This window comes from Mesorhizobium sp. P160927 (assembly GCF_057766385.1).
Window position 1 is genome coordinate 6,007,013 of record NZ_JBYMDW010000001.1, and the last position, 19,482, is coordinate 6,026,494.

The 19,482-nt window shown below is 63.7% G+C and carries 21 protein-coding genes; 16 read left to right on the forward strand and 5 right to left on the reverse strand.

What is annotated here, in order from left to right; translation table 11 throughout:
• Window positions 1-14: 14 nt before the first annotated feature.
• The 4 genes from AC3CB8_RS29420 to AC3CB8_RS29435 form a co-directional block, all read right to left on the reverse strand.
• Window positions 15-533 (reverse strand): YcnI family copper-binding membrane protein, encoded by a 519-nt coding sequence (locus AC3CB8_RS29420; RefSeq protein ID WP_023781069.1) that lies wholly within the window; start codon window positions 531-533, stop codon window positions 15-17.
• A gap of 36 nt (window positions 534-569) precedes the next feature.
• Entirely contained in the window at window positions 570-1,112 is a 543-nt protein-coding gene (locus tag AC3CB8_RS29425; RefSeq protein ID WP_023770667.1) for a copper chaperone PCu(A)C, read from the reverse strand.
• A gap of 95 nt (window positions 1,113-1,207) precedes the next feature.
• Window positions 1,208-1,564 carry a DUF2946 family protein gene (locus AC3CB8_RS29430; protein ID WP_023770668.1) on the reverse strand — a complete coding sequence of 119 codons (357 nt, stop codon included), beginning with the start codon at window positions 1,562-1,564 and terminating at the stop codon, window positions 1,208-1,210.
• Between the two features lie 118 nt (window positions 1,565-1,682).
• Window positions 1,683-2,585, reverse strand: coding sequence for a GntR family transcriptional regulator (locus AC3CB8_RS29435; protein WP_023770669.1), 903 nt, complete (start codon window positions 2,583-2,585; stop codon window positions 1,683-1,685).
• A gap of 206 nt (window positions 2,586-2,791) precedes the next feature.
• Here AC3CB8_RS29435 and AC3CB8_RS29440 point away from each other — a divergent pair, with 206 nt between their 5' ends.
• From AC3CB8_RS29440 to AC3CB8_RS29465, 6 genes are all read left to right on the forward strand, one after another.
• Window positions 2,792-4,297, forward strand: coding sequence for a UxaA family hydrolase (locus AC3CB8_RS29440; RefSeq protein ID WP_015315665.1), 1,506 nt, complete (start codon window positions 2,792-2,794; stop codon window positions 4,295-4,297).
• 61 nt (window positions 4,298-4,358) lie between these two features.
• Window positions 4,359-5,357 (forward strand): aldo/keto reductase, encoded by a 999-nt coding sequence (locus tag AC3CB8_RS29445; protein ID WP_352566006.1) that lies wholly within the window; start codon window positions 4,359-4,361, stop codon window positions 5,355-5,357.
• 330 nt (window positions 5,358-5,687) lie between these two features.
• A complete protein-coding gene (locus tag AC3CB8_RS29450) occupies window positions 5,688-6,680 on the forward strand; it encodes an ABC transporter substrate-binding protein (protein WP_023770671.1) in 993 nt (330 codons plus the stop codon).
• A gap of 149 nt (window positions 6,681-6,829) precedes the next feature.
• Complete coding sequence (locus tag AC3CB8_RS29455) at window positions 6,830-8,383, forward strand: sugar ABC transporter ATP-binding protein (RefSeq protein WP_023770672.1); 1,554 nt, start codon at window positions 6,830-6,832, stop codon at window positions 8,381-8,383.
• Complete coding sequence (locus tag AC3CB8_RS29460; protein ID WP_352726390.1) at window positions 8,380-9,345, forward strand: ABC transporter permease; 966 nt, start codon at window positions 8,380-8,382, stop codon at window positions 9,343-9,345. The genes AC3CB8_RS29455 and AC3CB8_RS29460 overlap by 4 nt, the downstream gene beginning before the upstream one ends.
• Window positions 9,346-9,409: 64 nt before the next feature.
• The gene (locus AC3CB8_RS29465; RefSeq protein WP_352566004.1) at window positions 9,410-10,516 is read left to right on the forward strand and encodes a zinc-binding alcohol dehydrogenase family protein; all 1,107 of its coding nucleotides are present in this window, start codon (window positions 9,410-9,412) and stop codon (window positions 10,514-10,516) included.
• Here the strand turns inward: AC3CB8_RS29465 and phnF are convergent.
• Window positions 10,434-11,183 (reverse strand): phosphonate metabolism transcriptional regulator PhnF, encoded by a 750-nt coding sequence (gene phnF, locus AC3CB8_RS29470; RefSeq protein WP_352566002.1) that lies wholly within the window; start codon window positions 11,181-11,183, stop codon window positions 10,434-10,436. The two genes, AC3CB8_RS29465 and phnF, sit on opposite strands and share 83 nt — an antisense overlap.
• 119 nt (window positions 11,184-11,302) lie before the next feature.
• On the opposite strand from phnF, the gene phnG reads away from it, so the two are divergent.
• From phnG to phnD, 10 genes are all read left to right on the forward strand, one after another.
• Window positions 11,303-11,764, forward strand: coding sequence for a phosphonate C-P lyase system protein PhnG (gene phnG, locus AC3CB8_RS29475; protein WP_488377364.1), 462 nt, complete (start codon window positions 11,303-11,305; stop codon window positions 11,762-11,764).
• Window positions 11,764-12,375, forward strand: a complete 612-nt coding sequence (phnH, locus tag AC3CB8_RS29480; RefSeq protein WP_023770677.1) for a phosphonate C-P lyase system protein PhnH — start codon at window positions 11,764-11,766, stop codon at window positions 12,373-12,375. The genes phnG and phnH overlap by 1 nt, the downstream gene beginning before the upstream one ends.
• Window position 12,376: 1 nt before the next feature.
• The gene (locus AC3CB8_RS29485; RefSeq protein ID WP_352565998.1) at window positions 12,377-13,489 is read left to right on the forward strand and encodes a carbon-phosphorus lyase complex subunit; all 1,113 of its coding nucleotides are present in this window, start codon (window positions 12,377-12,379) and stop codon (window positions 13,487-13,489) included.
• Complete coding sequence (locus AC3CB8_RS29490; protein ID WP_352565996.1) at window positions 13,486-14,397, forward strand: alpha-D-ribose 1-methylphosphonate 5-phosphate C-P-lyase PhnJ; 912 nt, start codon at window positions 13,486-13,488, stop codon at window positions 14,395-14,397. Before AC3CB8_RS29485 ends, AC3CB8_RS29490 begins: the two co-directional genes overlap by 4 nt.
• Window positions 14,394-15,170: a phosphonate C-P lyase system protein PhnK gene (phnK, locus tag AC3CB8_RS29495; protein ID WP_352551838.1), complete on the forward strand. Its 777-nt coding sequence runs from the start codon at window positions 14,394-14,396 to the stop codon at window positions 15,168-15,170. The genes AC3CB8_RS29490 and phnK overlap by 4 nt, the downstream gene beginning before the upstream one ends.
• Before the next feature lie 46 nt (window positions 15,171-15,216).
• Entirely contained in the window at window positions 15,217-15,924 is a 708-nt protein-coding gene (gene phnL / locus AC3CB8_RS29500; protein ID WP_352565994.1) for a phosphonate C-P lyase system protein PhnL, read from the forward strand.
• Window positions 15,921-16,559 carry a DapH/DapD/GlmU-related protein gene (locus AC3CB8_RS29505; protein WP_023781057.1) on the forward strand — a complete coding sequence of 213 codons (639 nt, stop codon included), beginning with the start codon at window positions 15,921-15,923 and terminating at the stop codon, window positions 16,557-16,559. The genes phnL and AC3CB8_RS29505 overlap by 4 nt, the downstream gene beginning before the upstream one ends.
• A gap of 86 nt (window positions 16,560-16,645) precedes the next feature.
• A complete protein-coding gene (locus AC3CB8_RS29510) occupies window positions 16,646-17,356 on the forward strand; it encodes a DUF1868 domain-containing protein (protein WP_352565991.1) in 711 nt (236 codons plus the stop codon).
• 210 nt (window positions 17,357-17,566) lie between these two features.
• Window positions 17,567-18,424: a phosphonate ABC transporter ATP-binding protein gene (phnC, locus tag AC3CB8_RS29515; protein ID WP_023770683.1), complete on the forward strand. Its 858-nt coding sequence runs from the start codon at window positions 17,567-17,569 to the stop codon at window positions 18,422-18,424.
• 112 nt (window positions 18,425-18,536) lie between these two features.
• Window positions 18,537-19,445, forward strand: coding sequence for a phosphonate ABC transporter substrate-binding protein (gene phnD / locus AC3CB8_RS29520; RefSeq protein WP_352551828.1), 909 nt, complete (start codon window positions 18,537-18,539; stop codon window positions 19,443-19,445).
• Window positions 19,446-19,482 lie beyond the last annotated feature (37 nt).

Consider the following 19,482-nt stretch of genomic DNA (forward strand, 5'->3'; position numbering starts at 1 on the left):
GCCAGGGAGAAAAGCTATTTCTTCGGCGTGAGCTTGATGCTGGGCGCCGGGTTCTCCAGCGCGTCCTCATCCTGTCCGGCCGCCGGAATCTCGATCCAGCGGGCGGCGGCATCGCCGCATTCCTGCACTACCGGGAAGTACAGCTTCTGGCCCGCGGGCAGGTCGGCCGTCAGCGTCGCGCGGAAGACGAACTCATCGTAGAATTCATCTGGCAAATTGCCGCCGCTCCAGTCGACTTCCTTGACCCCGTCGGCAACCGCCTGACCATAGAGCTGGTAGGATTTTTCATATTTGCCCTTCTTGGCCTGCAGCGTCCAGCCGGGCTTCGGCATCGGCTTCACCGCGATCACCCCTTCCGGGATCTGCACGCGCACGGCCGTCGTCGCCTTGCCGTCGCAGCCATGCGGCACGCGCAGCACAGCCTTGTAGGTCGAGCCGACTGCCGCCTCCTGGGTCTCGAGCGTGATGTGCGCGAAGGCGGCATTTGTCCCCAGCACGAGAAACGCGCCGGCCGCCAAAAAAAATTTGTTCATGATGGTCCCTCTGATTTCAAACTGTGATCGGCGCGATCAATTGGCGTGGTCGTCCATGCCGCCCATTTCGCCCATGCCTTCGACGGCGAACTCGACATTGACCGTGCCGGCCTTCTCGAAGGTCAGCGTGGCGGCGAATTTTTCACCCTGCTTGGGTTGGCGCTTCAGGCCGATGAACATCAGGTGGTAGCCACCCGGCGCCAGCGCCACCTTGCCGCCTGCCGGGACTTCCAGGCCACCATCCACTGGCCGCATGGTCATGACGCCGTCCTTGACGCCCATTTGATGCAGTTCGGCCTTTTCCGAGACATCGGATGAAATCGACAGCAGCCGGTCCGGTGTACTGCCCTTGTTGACGATGGTGAAATAGCCGCCGGCCACCTTGGCGCCGGCAGGCGTGGCGCGCGACCAGGGGTGTTCGATGTCGAGATCGCCGACCTTGAATTCATGCCCCAGGACCGCCTGGGCGCCCAGGAAGACAAGCGCGAAGGCCAACGCGGCAAGGCCGAGATTGGCTTTGAAGCGAGACAGGGTTCGGCCGAACACAGTGCCCGCCGACATACGGAAAGGATGGGACATGGTTTGCTCCATGACGTGATGATCGCGCCGTCGCCGGTCGCGAATGTTTGATCTTGGATGAGTACGCTCGCGAAAGGTTCCGCGAGCAAGCAGGCTCAAGCCGCCGGTGGCGGCGCGCGCGGGTTCGATGGGGAGCGTTCGCGGGCGAAGTCGAGATGCGTGGTCGCCGGGAAGACGAAGGCGACGGTCTCGAAGGAAAGGGAGGCAAGCGCAAGCCCGGCATCGGGCGGCGGCGTATAGGCCGGCGAAAACATGCTGCAGCCGAGTGTGCAGCAGGCCGGCAGATGCGACGGGTGCTGGTCGCCGGCGGGAAGCTGGGTAGCGCCGTCCCGGGTACAGATGACGTTGCCGAAGGCATCGAGCAGCGCGGTATCAGGGCCGATGCTGAAGGCGAACGCGCCAAGTGTCGACTGGAGCAACAGCAAACAGCCCGCGACAAGCGCGACCGGCATGCTCCAGCGTCTCTCGCGGCGGTTCACCATTTGCCTCCTCAAACGATCGATGACTATCCCTACCACGGCAGCCAGAGGTCGAAAATCGGCAATTCCATGCTGCGGCAACACGGCAGGATCAGTTCTTTTGGGATGGCCGGCTTTCCGGGATGGAGGTCAGCAATGTCTGGCGCGCCGACTTCAGGTGCTTGCGGCAGGCGGCATCGACCTTGCCGAGATCGCGCGACTTGAGCGCCTCGATATAGGCAAGGTGTTCGCCGATCGCGACTTCGTTGCGCTCGCGTTCCTGCGCCTTGTTCCACTGGTAGTGGTAATGGAAGATCATGGCGATGACGTCGTAGAAATCGACGATGAAGCGGTTGCGGGAGGCACGATGGATGAGCCGGTGCAAGCGCTCGTCCAGCTCCGAGAACTCATTGAAACGCGTCGCGATCTCGCGTGCCAGAACGCGGTGTTCCCCTTCCAGCCGATCGAGATCGCTCCATACCGGACTGTCCTGCGGCAGCGCGGTGAAGGCGGCGGCCGAGCGCAATTCGAACATTTCGCGGATCTCGGTCAGTTCCAGCGCGAAGGCCCGCGTGAAGCCTTTCAGCACCCAATGGCTGTTGCGGCGTTTTTCGATCAGGCCGAAGCGCGAGAAGCGGATCAGGAACTCGCGTACGCTGGTGGTGCCGACGCCGATCTCGCGCGCCAGTTCGAGCTCGTTGATCTGCATGCCGGCCTCGGCGCCGCCGGCCAGCAGCCTGCGCATGAACGACCGTTCGATGATCTCGGCCAGCGTGTCGGTCTCTTCCTCGGGAAAGAAATCATCCGAACGTGGGTCGCGCAGCACCGTCTTGGCGCGCTTGTTCCAGGCGATCAGCCCGGTCTCTTCCATGCGCGCCAGGATGCTGCGCACGGTCGTGCGGCTGACGCCGAGCAGCGCACCCAGCTCCGGTTCCGAAGGCAGGCTGCGCGCTTCATCGAGCAGCCTCAGACAACGGTTAAAGGCGTCCTTGTAGACGTTGTTGCTCTTCGACATCCCCTGACCCGTTGCACGCCAGCGCTTGCGGCGGCCGGCTTGAAGCGCAATATGACGTTCCATCGTCTACAGTGCCACCACTTACCCAGGGCGGAACCGCCGTGAAAAAACGATTGACGCAAAACTGTTTTTTCACGATAAAAGACATTAACTCTTAACAGGCGCGTGTCAATCCGCGCATCCCAGGATCACCCAGGAAACCGCCCGTGAACGTCTCGAATACCATTCTTCTGTCCCCCGCCGACAATGTCGCCGTTGCCAATGGCCGCATCGAAATCGGCACCGCGCTGCCGGGCGGCGCGCTCGCAGCCACCGTCATCGAGCCCGGCCACAAGGTGGCGATCAAGCCGATTGCCGCGGGTGAAGCCGTGGTCAAATACGCTCAGGCGATCGGTCGCGCCACACAGGACATCGCGCCGGGCGAGCATGTCCATTCGCACAATCTGGTTTTCGAGGCCGGCCGCCTCCCCGTGGTGCCGCCAAGCGAGGCCGAGCACGCGACGGAGGCCGACCGCGCCCGGACATTCATGGGCTATCGCCGCGCCGATGGCCGCGCCGGCACCCGTAACTTCATCGGCATCATCGCCAGCGTCAATTGCTCGGCCACCGTCTGCCATTCGATCGCCGATACCGCTAACCGGACCCTTTTGCCGAAATATCCCGGGATCGATGGCTTCGTGCCCATCGTCCACGGCCAGGGCTGCGGCATGAGCGGCACCGGCGACGGCATGATGGTGCTGCACCGCACGCTTGCCGGCTATGCCCGCCACCCGAATTTCGGCGGCGTGCTGATGGTCGGGCTCGGCTGCGAGGTCAACCAGCTCACGCTTTACGGCCAGAAGGGTGCCGCCGCCGGCAAGCGCCACTTCAACATCCAGGATGCCGGCGGGTCGCGCAAATCGGTCGAAAAGGCGATGGGCGTGCTGGCCGAGATCGCCGAGGAAGTCGGCCAGTTGAAGCGCGAGCCGATCCCCGTCAGCGAGATCGTCGTCGGCCTGCAATGCGGCGGCTCCGATGGCATGTCGGGTATCACGGCCAATCCGGCGCTGGGTGCGGCCGTCGACATCCTCGCTGGCGTCGGCGGCATCGGCATCCTCTCCGAGACGACGGAAATCTATGGCGCCGAGCACCTGCTCGCCTATCGCGCCGCAAGCCCCGAGGTCGCCAAGAAGCTCGATGGTTACGTGAAATGGTGGGAGGATCACGTCGCCAAGCATGGCGCCTCGATCGACAACAATCCGTCGCCCGGCAACAAGCGCGGCGGCCTCACCACCATCCTGGAAAAGTCGCTGGGCGCGGTCGCCAAGGGCGGCCAGACGCCGCTCAACGGCGTCTTCGGCTACGCCGAGAAGGTCACCGGCAATGGGCTGGTGTTCATGGACACGCCCGGCTACGACCCGGTCTCTGCCACCGGTCAGGTCGCGGGCGGCGCCAATGTCATCGTCTTCACCACCGGCCGCGGCTCCTGCTTCGGCTGCCGGCCGACCCCCTCGATCAAGGTCGCCACCAACTCGACCATGTATCACCAGATGGAGGAGGACATGGACGTCAATTGCGGCGTCATCGCCTCCGGCGAAAAGACCATTGCCGGCATGGGCCGCGAGATCTTCGAACTGATCGTCGAGACGGCTTCGGGTCGCAAGACCAAGAGCGAGGATTTTGGCTACGGGGACAACGAATTCGTGCCCTGGCATCTCGGCGCGACGCTCTGATTTCGATTGATATCCGATAGACTGCCCGGCCGGACAGGTGGCCGGGATAGGGAGGTTGCGCATGGAAAAACGCCGCATCGGCCAGACCGCGTTGGAGGTCACCGAAGTCAGTTTCGGCGGCGCCGCGATCGGCGGCCTCTACCGGCCGTGTTCGCGCGAAGCGGCGATGGAAACGCTGCAGGGCGCCTGGGAGGCGGGCCTGCGCTATTTCGACACCGCGCCCTTCTACGGTTTCGGCCTGTCGGAACGGCGCTTCGGCGATTTCCTGCGCTACAAGCCGCGTGACTCCTATGTGCTGTCGACCAAGGTCGGCCGCCTGCTCCACCCGGTGCCCGAAGATCAGGTGCCAGACCACTCCTACGTCGATCCGCTGCCCTTCGCGCTGGACTACGACTATTCCTATGACGGCATCATGCGCTCGGTCGAGTTCAGCTATGCGCGCCTTGGGCTAAACAGGATAGACATCCTGTTTGTCCACGATATCGGCGTTTACACGCATGGGGTCGAGAAAACCAAATTGCATTTTCGCCAGTTTATGGACGGCGGCCTCAAGGCGCTCGAGGAACTGAAGCGGGCCGGCACGATTTCCGCCTACGGGCTCGGCGTCAATGAAGTCGAGATCTGCCTCGACGTGATGCGCCGCGCGCCGCTCGACTGCATCCTGCTCGCCAGCCGCTATTCCTTGCTCGACCGCAGCGCGGAAGCCGAATTGCTGCCGCTATGCCGGGCGCAACGGACCTCGCTTGTCATTGGCGGGGTTTTCAACTCGGGCATATTGGCGACCGGGCCGGTGCAGGGCGCGCATTTCGACTACCAGCCCGCCAGCCGCGATGTTCTCGACCGTGTCGATGCCATGGAAAAGATTGCCGGTGAAGGGGGCTACCCGCTGCCCGCCGCCGCGTTCCAGTTTCCTTTGCACGAACCCGCGGTTGCCACCGTGCTGACCGGTACCGCAAAATTGGCAAACCTGACGCGCAACCTCGAGCTGCTCGATATCGACGTGCCGGAGACGGAATATGCCAGGTATCGTTCCTATACGGTGGTGCAGGAACTGCATTGAAGCGCATCTTGGCGATGTGCACGGGGGCGCGACCAGCCTTCACGATGTCGCGATCCGGAGAAGAATGAACATTCCATATTGACTGATTTATGGAATTAATATTCCATAGCTTCACAGAACGGAGACGGGAGCGCCTGACCGCGACAAAGGAGAAGCCGCCGCCAGGGGAGTCATTGTCGGGAAGAACCGGCTCAAACACCGCTTGCATCGGCTGGATCGATGCACTATCAAAACGGTGCAACTGTTTTTTATTGATAAAGTTCTGTTTGGGCCACGCCTATCCGGACGGAGCTTCCGTTAACGTTCACCGGGCGACTTAGGGAGGATCCTATGAAATTCGTGACCAGCATTCTCAACCGCCGCGCCGTCATGGCCCTGGCGGCAGCATCGATGCTCACCGGCGTCATGCATACCGCACCCGTTTCGGCGGCGGATGTGACCATCCCGATCATCGTCAAGGACACCACGTCCTTCTACTGGCAGATCGTTCTGGCCGGCGCCCGCAAGGCTGGCAAGGATCTCGGCATCAACGTGCCGGAACTCGGCGCCCAGGCCGAGACCGACGTCAACGGCCAGGTCTCGATCCTCGAGAACGCCGTCGCCAGCAACCCCGCCGCGATCGTGATCGCGCCCACCGAATTCAAGGCGTTGGGCAAGCCGATCGATGAAGCGGCCGCCAAGGTCAAGGTCATAGGCATCGACTCCGGCGCCGACTCCAAGGCCTTCACCTCGTTCCTGACCACCGACAACGTGCAGGGCGGACGCGTCGCCGCGGACGGCCTTGCTGCCGCTATCGGCGCCGCCAATGGCGGCAAGGTCGAGGGTGACGTCGCCCTGATCACCAACGCTCCCGGCGCCGGCTCGCTCGAACAGCGCAAGCAGGGCTTCACCGAGCAGCTCAAGGCAAAATATCCCGGCCTGAAGCTGGTCGCCGACAAATACGCCGACGGCCAGGCCACCACCGGGCTCAACATCGCCACCGACCTGATCACCGCCAATCCGAACCTCAAGGGCATCTTCGCCTCCAACCTGATCATGGCGCAGGGCGTCGGCCAGGCCGTCGCCGAAAACAACCTTGGCGGCAAGCTGGCGCTGGTCGGCTTCGACAGCGACGAGAAGCTGATCAAGTTCCTCAACGACGGCGTCATTTCCGCCCTCGTCGTCCAGGATCCCTACCGGATGGGCTATGACGGCATCAAGACCGCGCTTGCCGCCTCGAAGGGCGAGAAGGTCGAGGCCAATGTGGACACCGGCGCCAATCTGGTGACCAAGGCCAATATGAAGGACCCCAAGATCGACGCGTTGCTCAATCCAAAGCTCTAAGCAGCCGGCGTTAAAACCGCTTCCGGGGCCAGGGCCCCGGAAGCATCCGCCGCCAAAGCGGCTTGGCGATCAGCCCGTTTGGCCTTTGCCTGAAAGACGACCGCAGCCTCGCCGAATGCCAACCGCGAGGCCAATCTGGGAGGATTGCCATGACGCCGACGGCGCAGGAACTGCATCCGGCCCCCGTGCTGGAACCCGGCAGGACCATCCTCGAACTACGCGGGCTGGAAAAACGCTACCCCGGCACCCATGCGCTGAAGCCGGTCAATCTCGCCTTCAAGTCAGGCGAAATCCACGCCATCGTCGGCGAGAACGGCGCCGGCAAATCGACCCTCATCAAACTCCTGACCGGCGTCATGCCGCGGACCTCTGGCGAGGTCCTCTGGGAAGGGCAGCCGGCAGCCCTGGCGACGCCGCATGAAGCTATGGCGCTCGGCATCAATGCCGTGCACCAGGAAGTCGTGCTGTGCCGTCACCTGACGGTTGCCGCCAACATGTTCCTTGGCGAGGAAAATTCCCGTTTCGGCATCCTGCAGCAGCGCGCCATGGTCAGGGAAGCGCAGACGATCATCGACGATCTCGGCTTCGACCTGCCGGCGCATGTCGTGCTGGGTGATCTCACCATCGGCCAGCAACAGCTGATCGCCGCTGCCCGCGCCACGGTGCGCGGCACCAAATTCCTGATCTTCGACGAACCCACGGCCTACCTCACCCGCAAGGAGGCCGACCAGCTCTTCACGCTGATCCGCCGCTTGAAGGGTGAAGGGGTGACGATCATCTACATCAGCCATCGCATGGAGGAGGTCTTCGAACTCGCCGACCGGGTTTCCGTACTGCGCGATGGCACGCTGGTCGGCACACGCAACATCGCAGAGACCAATGATGCCGAGCTGGTCAAGATGATGATCAACCGCTCGATCGAACAGGTCTACCACAAGGAGCATTTCACGCCTGGCGCTCCGATCGTCGAAACAAGGAACCTGTCCGGCAAAGGCTTCGAGAACATCTCGATGACGGTGCGTGCCGGTGAGATCGTCGGCCTCTATGGACTGATCGGCGCCGGCCGCAGCGAGTTCGTCACCTCTCTCTATGGACGTCACAAGAAGTCGGCCGGCCAGATCCTGTGGGAAGGCAAGGACGTCCAGATCAACTCCGAGCACGACGCCATCAAGCTCGGCATGGCGCTGGCGCCGGAAAGCCGTCGCGACCAGGGCCTCTGCCTCAATTTGCCGGTCGGCCTCAACCTCAATTTGCCGATCTACAAGCGCATCTCCAGCAATCTGTTGATCTCGAACGCGAAAGAAAAGGCCGAGGCCGACCGTCAGATCGCCGGCCTCAGGATCAAGACGCCGACGCGCGGGGCGCTGGCGTCGAGCCTTTCGGGCGGCAACCAGCAGAAGATCGTCATCGGCAAATGGCTGGCGCATGGCGCCAAGCTGTTCATCTTCGACGAGCCGACGGTCGGCGTCGATGTCGGCACCAAGGCGGAGATCTATCGCCTGTTCGGGGAACTGTTGTCGAAGGGCGCCGGCATCGTCCTGATATCGTCCTATTTGCCGGAGGTCTACGAACTGGCCGACACGCTGCACGTGTTCCGGCGCGGCAAGCTGGTGGCCACGCACGGGTTCCACACCGCCAGTCACGAGGACATTCTCACGCAGGCGCTCGCCGAGAAACAAGAAAAACTGGGAGGACAGACATGAGCATCGAGGCGATCCCCGCCGAAAAACCGAAGCGCAACTACAACGTCCTGTTCGGGCTGACGCTGCTGGCGCTGCTGGTGCTGCTCTGGATCGTCCTGTCCCTGGCGGCGCCAAGCTTCGCCTCGGGCAACAACATCGCCAATCTTCTGCGGCAGGGTTCGATGATCGCCATCATGGCGGTCGGCCAGACCTTCGTCATCATCACCGGCGGCATCGATCTGTCGGTCGGCGCGGTGGTCGGCTTCGCCACCGTCGTCGTCGCCCTGCTGATCAATGCCGGCGTTCCGATCGCGGTCGCCATCCTGATCACCTTGCTCGTCGGTGTCGCCATCGGCCTTTTCCATGGCTTCGGCATCGTCAAGATGGGCTTGCCGCCCTTCATCATCACGCTGGCGACGCTGACCTCGCTGCGCGGGATCGGCCTTTTGATGACCAACGGCAACTCGATCAACATCAACAGCGACAGCTTTACCGCCTTCTCGCGCAATTCCTTTGTCGGCATCCCCAATTTGTTCTGGATGGTGATCCTGGTGGGTGTGCCCGCCTATGTCTTCCTGCATCACAGCCGTTGGGGCCGCTATCTCTTTTCGGTCGGATCCAACGCCGAGGCCTCGCGCCTGTCCGGCGTCAATGTCCAGCGCACCATCTACATGGCTTATACGCTTTCCGGCCTGTGCGCGGCCTTCGTCGGCGTGCTGCTCGCCGCCCGCATCGGCATCGGCAACCCGACCCAGGCCGAGGGCTGGGAGTTGCAGGCGATCGCCTCTTCGGTGATCGGCGGCACCTCGCTGTTCGGCGCGGTCGGCTCCGTGCACGGGCCGCTGCTTGGCGCCTTCATCCTGGCCACCATCAACAACGGCGCCAACCTGCTCAACGTCAACTCGTTCTGGCAGCGCATCATCACCGGCGCGCTGATCATCATCATCGTCTACTTCGACGGACTGCGCCGCCGCGGCAAATGACGCATTCCAATCGATCGCCGGCCTGGCGCGGGCCGGCGATTTCTTGAACAGACTGGATCAAAGCATGAAAGCCGTCGTCTGCCGCTCGCCCGGCGACCTTGTTGTCGAAGACCACCCGGCTCCCGGCGCGCCGCCTCCCGGCTGGGCTCTGGTGGCGGTCAGCCATGTCGGCATCTGCGGCACCGACTACCATATCTTCGAGGGTAAGCACCCTTTCCTCGCCTATCCCCGCATCATGGGCCATGAAGTCTCCGGCACAGTGATCGAGCGCGGCGAAGGCGTCGACCTCGCCCTTGGCGAACCGGTCATCATCAACCCCTATCTTTCCTGCGGCAAATGCATCGCCTGCCGGCATGGCAAGCCCAATTGCTGTGTCAGGATCGAAGTGCTCGGCGTGCACCGCGACGGCGCCATGTGCGAACAGATCCTGGTGCCGGCTGAGAATCTCTATCCCACCAACGGCCTGTCGCTCGCCGACGCCGCCGCCGTAGAATTCCTGGCCATCGGCGCGCATGCCGTCCGGCGCGCCCGGGCCGAGCCTGGCGCCCGCACTCTGGTCATCGGAGCCGGGCCGATCGGGCTCGGCACCGCCATCTTCGCCCGCATTGCCGGGTTGGATGTGACACTTCTCGATATGAGCACCGAAAGACTGGTCTTCGCGGTGAGTGAACTCGGCTTTTCGATTCTCGACGGCTCGCAAGCACCCGTGTCCGATCTGGTGCGTGATGCGACCGGCAGCGAAGGCTTCGACGTGGTCTTCGACGCCACCGGCAACACGCGATCGGTGCAATCGGCCTTCGCCCACGTCGCGCATGGCGGAGCGCTGGTACTGGTCAGCGTCGTCAAGGACGACATTGCCTTTTCCGATCCCGAGTTCCACAAGCGAGAAATGACATTGATCGGCAGCCGCAATGCGTTGCGCGCCGACTTCGACCATGTCGCGGCCTCGATTCGCCATGGTGCCGTGCCGTTGTCCAAGCTTGTCACCCACCGCACCACGCTGGCCGATACGCCAGGCGATCTCGCACGCTGGGCCCACGAAAAGTCGGGCCTGATCAAGGCCGTGATCGAGATCGGACAGCCAGGCGTCACAGCGCCGACAGCTTCAACTCCACTCGCTCGGCCGGAAAACGCGACTCCGAAAACTGGATTGGCTGGCCGTCGGGCGTGACGTTGACCGCCACCGTGACCAGGACGATGGCGCCCGGCTGCAGGTCGAGATCGGCGAGATCGGCGGCGTCGGCATGGCGCGCCGAGAGCACGGTCGATTGCCTGAGATAATCGTCGATACCGAAACGTGCGAGCGAGGCGGTGATAGAACCGGTTTGCGCCATCGCCTTGTCGATCCCGACAAAGCGTCTGGCATCGAACCATCCGGCGGCGCGCGACACCGGCCGTCCGTCAGCCTCGCCGCGTGTCTCCAACCGGATCACCTCGGCGCCCCTGGCAAGGCCAAGACCTTCGGCCACGCGCTGGCTGGCGGGCTCGACCGACGAAGCGAGCAGCACGATGTGCCGTTCCGACGTCTGCCCCTGCAGGCCAGTTGAAAAGCGTGTCCGCGCGCCAATCGGATATGACAGCCGCTTGCGCGACAGGACGAAGGTGCCGCGTCCCTGCTCGGCCCGCAGCACCCCTTCCTGCACAAGCGCCGATATGGCGCTGCGCACCGTGTGACGGTTGACGCCATAGTGTTCGGCCAGTGCCACCTCCGGCGGCAGCGCGGCATTTTCGGCGAAATCGCCGGCAGCGATCGATTGCAGGATCCTGTCGGCGATCTGGCGCCACAGTGAGACGCCGCTGCGTCGCTCGATGCTGTCGGCTTGCTGTCGTTCGCTCATGGATTGCCCCCGCTTTCCGTCAGATGTCATCCACCCGTCATGGACTCGCGCTAGGTATTAGGTATAATTTGTATAGTTGTCTATATCAATAGACAAATTTAATGAAGAGGAAATTGGCGATGCGAGGACAGGAAGCCCGCGATCAGGCCGAGCGCAAGGCCGCCATGGCGACGTTGGCGCAATCGAGCGGCGAAGACATCGTCCGGCTCTGGAACGAGTTCGGCCTGCCTTCGCAAGCCGAACTTCTGCGCGGTCCCGAGACGGGCCTGGTCACGCTGCGTGGCCGCATCGGCGGCGGCGGCGCGCCCTTCAATGTCGGCGAGGCGACCGTCACGCGTGCCACTGTCCGGCTGCCATCCGGGCAGGTCGGCCATTGTTACGCGCTTGGCCGCGACAAGCAGAAGGCGAAGCTGGGAGCAATAGCCGACGCGCTCTGGCAGGACCCTGCCCGCCGCACCGAGGTCGAGACCAGGCTCATTACGCCTTTACGCTCGGCTCTCACCGCTGCCCACGAAAAACGCCGCGCCGAGACGGCGGCAACGAAGGTGGATTTCTTCACCATGGTTCGCGGAGAAGATTGATGGATATCGCTGCGCAATCGATCGAGGGCGGTTTCGCCGATCCGGTCTTCAACGCTCAGACCGTGTTTCGGGCCGTCATGGATGCCATGGCGCGGCCGGGCAGCTTCCAGCCCTTGCCGGCCCTGGCCCGCCCACCGGCTCCGCTCTCGGCGACATCGGGCGCCGTGGCACTGGCGCTATGCGACAACGACACGCCGCTCTGGCTCGACCCTGCCCTCCATGCCTCCGCCGCGATCGGGTCCTGGCTTGGTTTCCATACGGGCGCGCCGCTGGCCAACACGCCGCCCGACGCGCATTTCGCGTTTGTTGCCACGCCGGCCGAGATGATGGCGCTCGACGGTTTTTCGCAGGGCACGCAGGATTATCCCGACCGATCGACGACGCTGATCCTGCAGGTCGGCGATCTCACTTCAGGGACCCCGCTGTTGCTGGAAGGCCCGGGTATCGAAACCAGCGCCACGATCGCGCCGGCACGGATGCCGCGCCATTTCGTCGAGCAGTGGAAGCAGAATATCAGGCGCTTTCCGCGCGGCGTCGACATCGTCCTCGCCACATCTGACGGCATAGCCTGCCTGCCGCGCACGACGCGTATCAAGACGATGGAGGCGTAAGATGTATGTCGCCGTAAAAGGTGGCGAAGCCGCCATTGCCAACGCCCACAGCCTGCTTGCCGACCGCCGGCGCGGCGACCGCTCGGTGCCCGCACTTCGCCTCGACCAGATCGTCGAACAGCTGGCGCTCGGCGTCGACAGGGTGATGAGCGAAGGCTCACTCTATGACAGGGAATTGGCCGCGCTGGCCATCGTTCAGGCGCGCGGCGACATGATCGAGGCGATTTTCCTGGTGCGCGCCTACCGCACCACGCTGCCGCGCTTCGGCTATTCCAGACCGATCGACACCGGCACCATGCTGGTCGAGCGGCGTGTGTCGGCGACCTACAAGGACCTGCCCGGTGGCCAGTTGCTTGGTCCGACCTTCGACTACACGCACCGCCTGCTCGACCCCGAGCTCGCCGCCGGTGCCGATGTCGCCGAGCCCTTGCGGCGCGAGACGGAAGCGCAGGCGATGCCGCGCGTCTCGGCGATCCTCGCCCGTGAAGGCCTGATCGAACCGGATGGCCAGATGCCTGGCGATCATGTGCCCGGCGACATCACGCGCGAGCCGCTGGAATTCCCGATGGCGCGTGACATCCGCCTGCAGGCGCTGTCGCGCGGCGACGAGGGTTTTCTGCTGGCGCTCGGCTATTCCACCCAGCGCGGCTATGCCCGCAATCATCCCTTTGTCGGCGAAATCCGCATCGGCGAGGTCGAGCTGGAACTCGACGTTCCCGCACTGCCCTTCGCCGTGCCGCTCGGCACGGTGCGCGTCACCGAATGCCAGATGGTCAACCAATTCAAGGGCTCGGCCAAGGCGCCGCCGCAATTCACCCGCGGCTACGGCCTCGTCTTCGGCCAGAGCGAGCGCAAGGCGATGGCCATGGCGCTCTGCGACCGGGCGCTGCGTGCCTCAGAACTCGGCGAGGACATCGTCGCCGCCGCCCAGGACGAGGAGTTCGTCATCTCGCACTCCGACAATGTCCAGGCCACCGGCTTCGTCGAGCATCTGAAGCTGCCGCACTATGTCGACTTCCAGGCCGAACTCGACCTCGTGCGCCGCATGCGCGCCGAGTACGAAGCTCGCGAAAATCCAGCGAAGGCGGAAGAAAAAAAGGAGGCAGCGGAATGACTGCGCAACCGACAGACATCGCCACCTACAATTTCGCCTATCTCGACGAGCAGACCAAGCGGATGATACGCCGCGCGATCCTAAAGGGCATCGCCATCCCCGGCTACCAGGTGCCGTTCGCCTCCCGCGAAATGCCGATGCCTTATGGCTGGGGCACTGGCGGCGTGCAGGTCACCGCGTCGATCATCGGCCCCGACGATGTGCTGAAGGTCATCGACCAGGGCGCCGACGACACCACCAACGCCGTGTCCATCCGTGCCTTCTTCAAGAAGGTCGCCAATGTCGCGGTCACCACCGATACCGCCAGCGCCACCATCATCCAGACACGCCACCGCATTCCCGAGCATCCACTCAAGGCGGGCCAGGTGCTGGTCTACCAGGTACCGATCCCCGAACCGCTGCGCTTCCTCGAGCCGCGCGAGACCGAAACGCGGAAAATGCATGCGTTGGAGGAATACGGCCTCATGCATGTGAAGCTCTATGAGGATATCGCCAAGCACGGCCGCATCGCCACCTCTTATGCCTATCCGGTTAAGGTCGAGGGCCGTTATGTCATGGACCCGTCGCCGACGCCGAAATTCGACAATCCCAAGATGCACCGCTCGCCGGCCCTGCAGCTGTTCGGCGCCGGCCGCGAAAAGCGCATCTACGCCGTGCCGCCCTTCACCGATGTCGTCAGCCTCGACTTCGAGGATCATCCGTTCGAGGTGCAGACTTTCGATCAGCCCTGCGCGTTGTGCGCGGCCGAGAATGTCTATCTCGACGAGGTCATCCTCGACGACCATGGCGGCCACATGTTCGTCTGCTCCGACACCGATTATTGCGAGAAGCGGCGCGCCGACGGCCATCGCGGCCACCTTGCCCCCGAAACCGATCTTGCCGCGGGAAAAATGGAGCCGGCCCAATGACCGACGAACCCCTGCTGCGCGTCTCTGCGCTCTCCAAGTTCTATGGCTCGCGGGTTGGCTGCGACAACGTCTCCTTCGACCTGTGGCCGGGCGAAGTCCTGGCTGTCGTCGGTGAATCCGGTTCCGGCAAGACGACACTGCTCAACTGCCTGTCGACACGGCTTTTGCCTTCGTCGGGCACCGCCAGCTACCGCATGCGCGATGGCCAGTTCCGCGAGCTCTACCGCATGAGCGAGGCCGAGCGCCGCTTCCTGATGCGCACCGACTGGGGCTTTGTCCACCAGAACCCGGCCGATGGCCTGCGCATGACGGTGTCGGCCGGCGCCAATGTCGGTGAACGGCTGATGGCGGTCGGCGACCGCCACTACGGCAAGATCCGCGCCACGGCGGTCGACTGGCTATCACGCGTCGAGATCGAGGAAGACCGCATCGACGACGAACCGCGCACCTTTTCCGGCGGCATGCGTCAGCGGCTGCAGATCGCCCGCAATCTCGTCACCGGGCCAAGGCTGGTGTTCATGGATGAGCCTACCGGTGGCCTTGATGTCTCGGTGCAGGCACGCCTGCTCGACCTGTTGCGCGGGCTGGTCACCGACCTTGGCCTGGCCGCGATCGTCGTCACCCACGACCTCGCCGTGGCGCGGCTTCTGTCACAGCGCATGATGGTGATGAAGGACGGCCGCGTCGTCGAAAGCGGCCTCACCGACCGCGTCCTCGACGACCCGCGCGCGCCCTACACGCAATTGCTCGTTTCCTCGATTTTGCAGGTGTGATGATGGCGCGTGTCCCGCCGACCATCGACGATTGGAGAACCTTCTGATGCCGACCCCACTCGTTGTCTCCGACGTTGCCAAAAGCTTTACCATGCATCTGCGCGACGGCATCAAACTGCCCGTCGTCACCGGCGTTTCGTTCTCGATCAAGGCCGGTGAATGCACCGTGCTCGGCGGCCCGTCCGGCGCCGGCAAGAGCTCGATCCTGAAGATGCTCTACGGCAACTACGCCGTCGACGAAGGCCAGATCATCGTCAGGCACGAGGACGGACTGATCGACCTCGCCCATGCCAGCCCGCGCACCGTGCTTGCCGTACGCAGGCAAACGATCGGCTATGTCAGCCAGTTCCTGCGCACCGTGCCGCGCGTCTCAGCTCTCGACGTCGTCGCCGAGCCACTGGTTGAACGCGGCGAGGAGCGCGAGGCGGCCCGAGCCAAGGCACGCGCGTTGCTGGCCCAGCTCAACCTCCCGGAAAAACTCTGGATGCTGCCGCCGGCAACCTTCTCGGGCGGCGAGCAGCAGCGTGTCAACATCGCGCGCGGCTTCATCACCGAGCACCCCATCCTGCTGCTCGACGAGCCGACCGCATCGCTCGACGCGACGAACCGCGACGTGGTGATCGAACTCATCGCCGCCAAGAAGGCGGCTGACGTTGCCCTGCTCGGCATCTTCCACGATCAGGATGTGCGCGAGGCGGTGGCCGACCGCATCATCGACGTCACCGCCTTCGCTCCGGGAAAACTCGCCGCATGACCAGGAACCTATCGGAGACGCCGCTGGTTCACCCGACGGCGGAGGTGCACAACTCGACACTCGGCCGCTGGACCGAGATCGCCGACCGCAGCCGGGTTTCGGAAAGCGAGCTCGGCGACTATTCCTACATGATGCAGGACTGCGCGGTCTGGTGCGCGACGATCGGCAAGTTTGCCAACATCGCCGCCAGCGTGCGCCTCAACGCCACCAACCACCCGACCTGGCGGCCGACGCTCCACCACTTCACCTATCGCGCCTCCGACTATTGGGACGACGCCGAGCATGAGAGTGAATTCTTCGCTGAGCGCCGCGCCAAGCGCGTCACCATCGGCCACGACACCTGGCTCGGCCACGGCTCGACCGTCCTGCCCGGCGTCACCATCGGTGACGGCGCCGCCGTTGGCGCCGGAGCGGTCGTCTCGAAAGACGTCGCGCCCTACACCATCGTCGCCGGGGTACCGGCAAAACCGATCCGCGAGCGCTTCGACCGCCGCACCGCCGCGCGCTACCAGGCGCTTGCCTGGTGGGACTGGGATCACGCAAGGCTGCGCGTCGCGCTCGACGATTTTCGGGAGCTGACGGCCGAAGCGTTTTTGGAGAAATACGAGGAAAGTGCATCGGGCAAAGGGGCATAGCCCTCACATCTTCGCCAGATCGCCGGCTTGTTCATATCCTTGACACAGGACTCGGACAGGACGCGATCTCCTTCAAGGAGATCGCCATGCTCGACACCATCAAACCCTCGCTCGCCGGATTCTTCGCCGGCTCTAACCCGGCGTCGCCGGCGCATCTTGGCACGCGCTACGATTCCTCAGGCAACTTCCTCCTCGAGCCGGGCAACACCGTCGTCAGCCATCTGGTCAGCGGCTCGCATTCGGAAGCGGTGGTGTTAGCCGTCCGCGAGAAGATGCTGGCGATGCCTGATGCCGACCGCCTCGCCTTCACGCCGGTCTCCAGCCTGCACATGACGCTGTTCCAGGGCATCATCGAATATCGCCGCCGCTTGCCTTACTGGCCGCAGGACGTGCCGCTCGACACCAGCATCGACGCCATGACCCGCCTCTATCTGGGGCGCTTGAAAGGGTTCGAGGGCTTCGGCCCATTCAACATCAAGGTGGTCGAGATCCTGCCGACCGGCCTCACCGTCGCCGGCGCGACGGACGAGGATGTGCGCATCATGCGTCAATGGCGCGATGCGCTCGCGGTGCCGTTCGGCTACCGCCATCCCGATCACGACACCTACGTCTTCCACATCACCTTCGCCTATCAGATCCAGCGCCTTGATGACGATGGAGCCGCCGCGTGGCAGGCGCGGGTTGACGATTGCCTGGCGCTTTTCGCGCGCCAGGCGCCGGTGATCGAGATCAAGGCTCCCGCCTTCTGCGCATTCCGCGACATGAAGCATTTCGAGGAATTGCTGGTGCTCGGCTGATCGCCCGCCAGGCGCCAATGCATGTCGCCGAAAGTGACCTCGGTGTCGGGAGAACGACATGCATAAAAACAAAAGACCTGAAGCGCGACGCGCTTCAGCCGTCGCCCCTGTGGAGCGTAACAAAACTGACATCATCGCGACACGGCAGGTTCATGTGGCTGCGTTAGGCGAGTGCCTGACGATCAATATGGACCGGACTGGAACCAGCCCATGTCAGCAAGCTCTGCCACACTCGAAATCCGCGGCGTCAGCCGACGATTTGGCAAGAACACTGCCGTCAGCGACGTCAGCATCTCGATCCCGCAGGGGCAGATGGTCGGCGTCATCGGTCGTTCGGGCGCCGGCAAGTCAACTCTTCTTCGCATGATCAACCGTCTTGTCGACCCCAGCCAGGGGTCGATTTTTTTTGACGGCGCCGAGGTCTCCCAGCTGCGCGGCTCGCCGCTGCGGCGCTGGCAGCGCGACTGCGCCATGATCTTCCAGCAGTTCAACCTGGTGCCGCGCCTCGACGTGCTGACCAACGTGCTGCTCGGCAAACTGAACCACCGTTCGACCCTGTCCAATCTTCTAGGCATGTTTTCGCGCGCCGAGTGCGCCGAGGCGGTCGCCGCGCTCGAGCGGCTCGACATCGCCCGCACCGCACTTCAGCCCGCCGGTACGCTGTCGGGCGGCCAGCAGCAGCGCGTCGCAATCGCCCGCGCCATGATGCAGCAGCCCAGGGTGATCCTCGCCGACGAGCCGATCGCCTCGCTCGACCCGCTCAACGCCAAGGTGGTGATGGATTCGCTGCAGGACATCAACCTGCGCGAAGGCATCACCGTTGTCACCAATCTGCATACGCTCGATACCGCCCGCACCTATTGCAACCGCATCATTGGCATGGCCGCCGGCAAGGTCGTCTTCGACGGCCCGCCCGAAGAGCTCGACCGCCAAGCCGTGCGTCTTGTCTATGGCGCCGACAGCAATGGCGGCGAGATATCGGAGGTCATCACCTCCACCAGTGTTGCCTTCAAGCAGAAGATCGCCGCATCCGCCGGACCGCTCGAACCCGCATTCCCGGGATACTGAGCCCATTACGGGCCAAAAGTGAGCAGCCTGGATCGTCCGCCCGCGTCAAGGGCACTTGTCAAGATCAAGAACGCTGCCGGCGCGGGGCCGGAACCTACAGGAGAGATAACAGATGTTCAGGAAGATGGTTTTCAGCGCCGTTTCGGTGCTCGCCATGGCCACCAGCATGGCCCATGCCGCCGACATGAAAGAATTTCGCGTCGGCATTCTCGGCGGTGAAAACGAAACCGACCGGCTGCGCAACTACCAGTGCCTGGCCGATCACCTGAAGGCAGAGTTTGGCTTCGAGAAGGTCTCGCTGTTCCCCGCCGCCGACTATGACGGCGTCATCCAGGGCCTGCTCGGCGGGACGCTCGACTTCGCCGAACTCGGCGCTTCCGGCTACGCCAGCGTCTATCTCAAGGATCCGAAGGCGGTTACCCCGATCCTCACCACCAAGCAGACCGACGGCTCCACCGGCTACTATTCGATCGGGCTGGCGCTGAAGACGTCGGGGATCACCGACATCAAGTCGGCCAAGGGCAAGAAGCTCGGCTATGCCGATCCGGATTCGACCTCCGGCTATCTGATCCCGCTGACCCAGATTCCGAAGGACACCGGTGCCTCGAACGAAACCTTCTTCGCTTCGACCCAGTTCAATGGCGGCCACGAAAACAACGTCCTGGCCGTGCGTGATGGCAAGGTCGACGTCGCGGTCGACGATTCCTCGGGCATCGGCGACTTCAAGAACGGCTACACCTCCGGCACCTTCCACAAGGAAGTCGCCAAGGGCGCCGTCGACCCCAACGACTTCGTCGAAGTCTGGCGCTCGGGCCTGATCCCGAACGGCCCGCTTGTCGTGCGCACCGCGATCGGCGACGACATGACCGCCAAGCTGACCACCTTCTTCACCGATCTGCCCAAGAAGGACAAGGCTTGCTTCGAAGGCGTCGAGGGTGGCGATTTTACCGGCTATGTTCCGGTGAAGCCGGACTTCTACAGCGTCATCGTCGAAGCCCGTAAGGCAGCTATCGGCGGCTAACGGCGAAATTGCAAAAGGGCGGTACCTGAAGTACCGC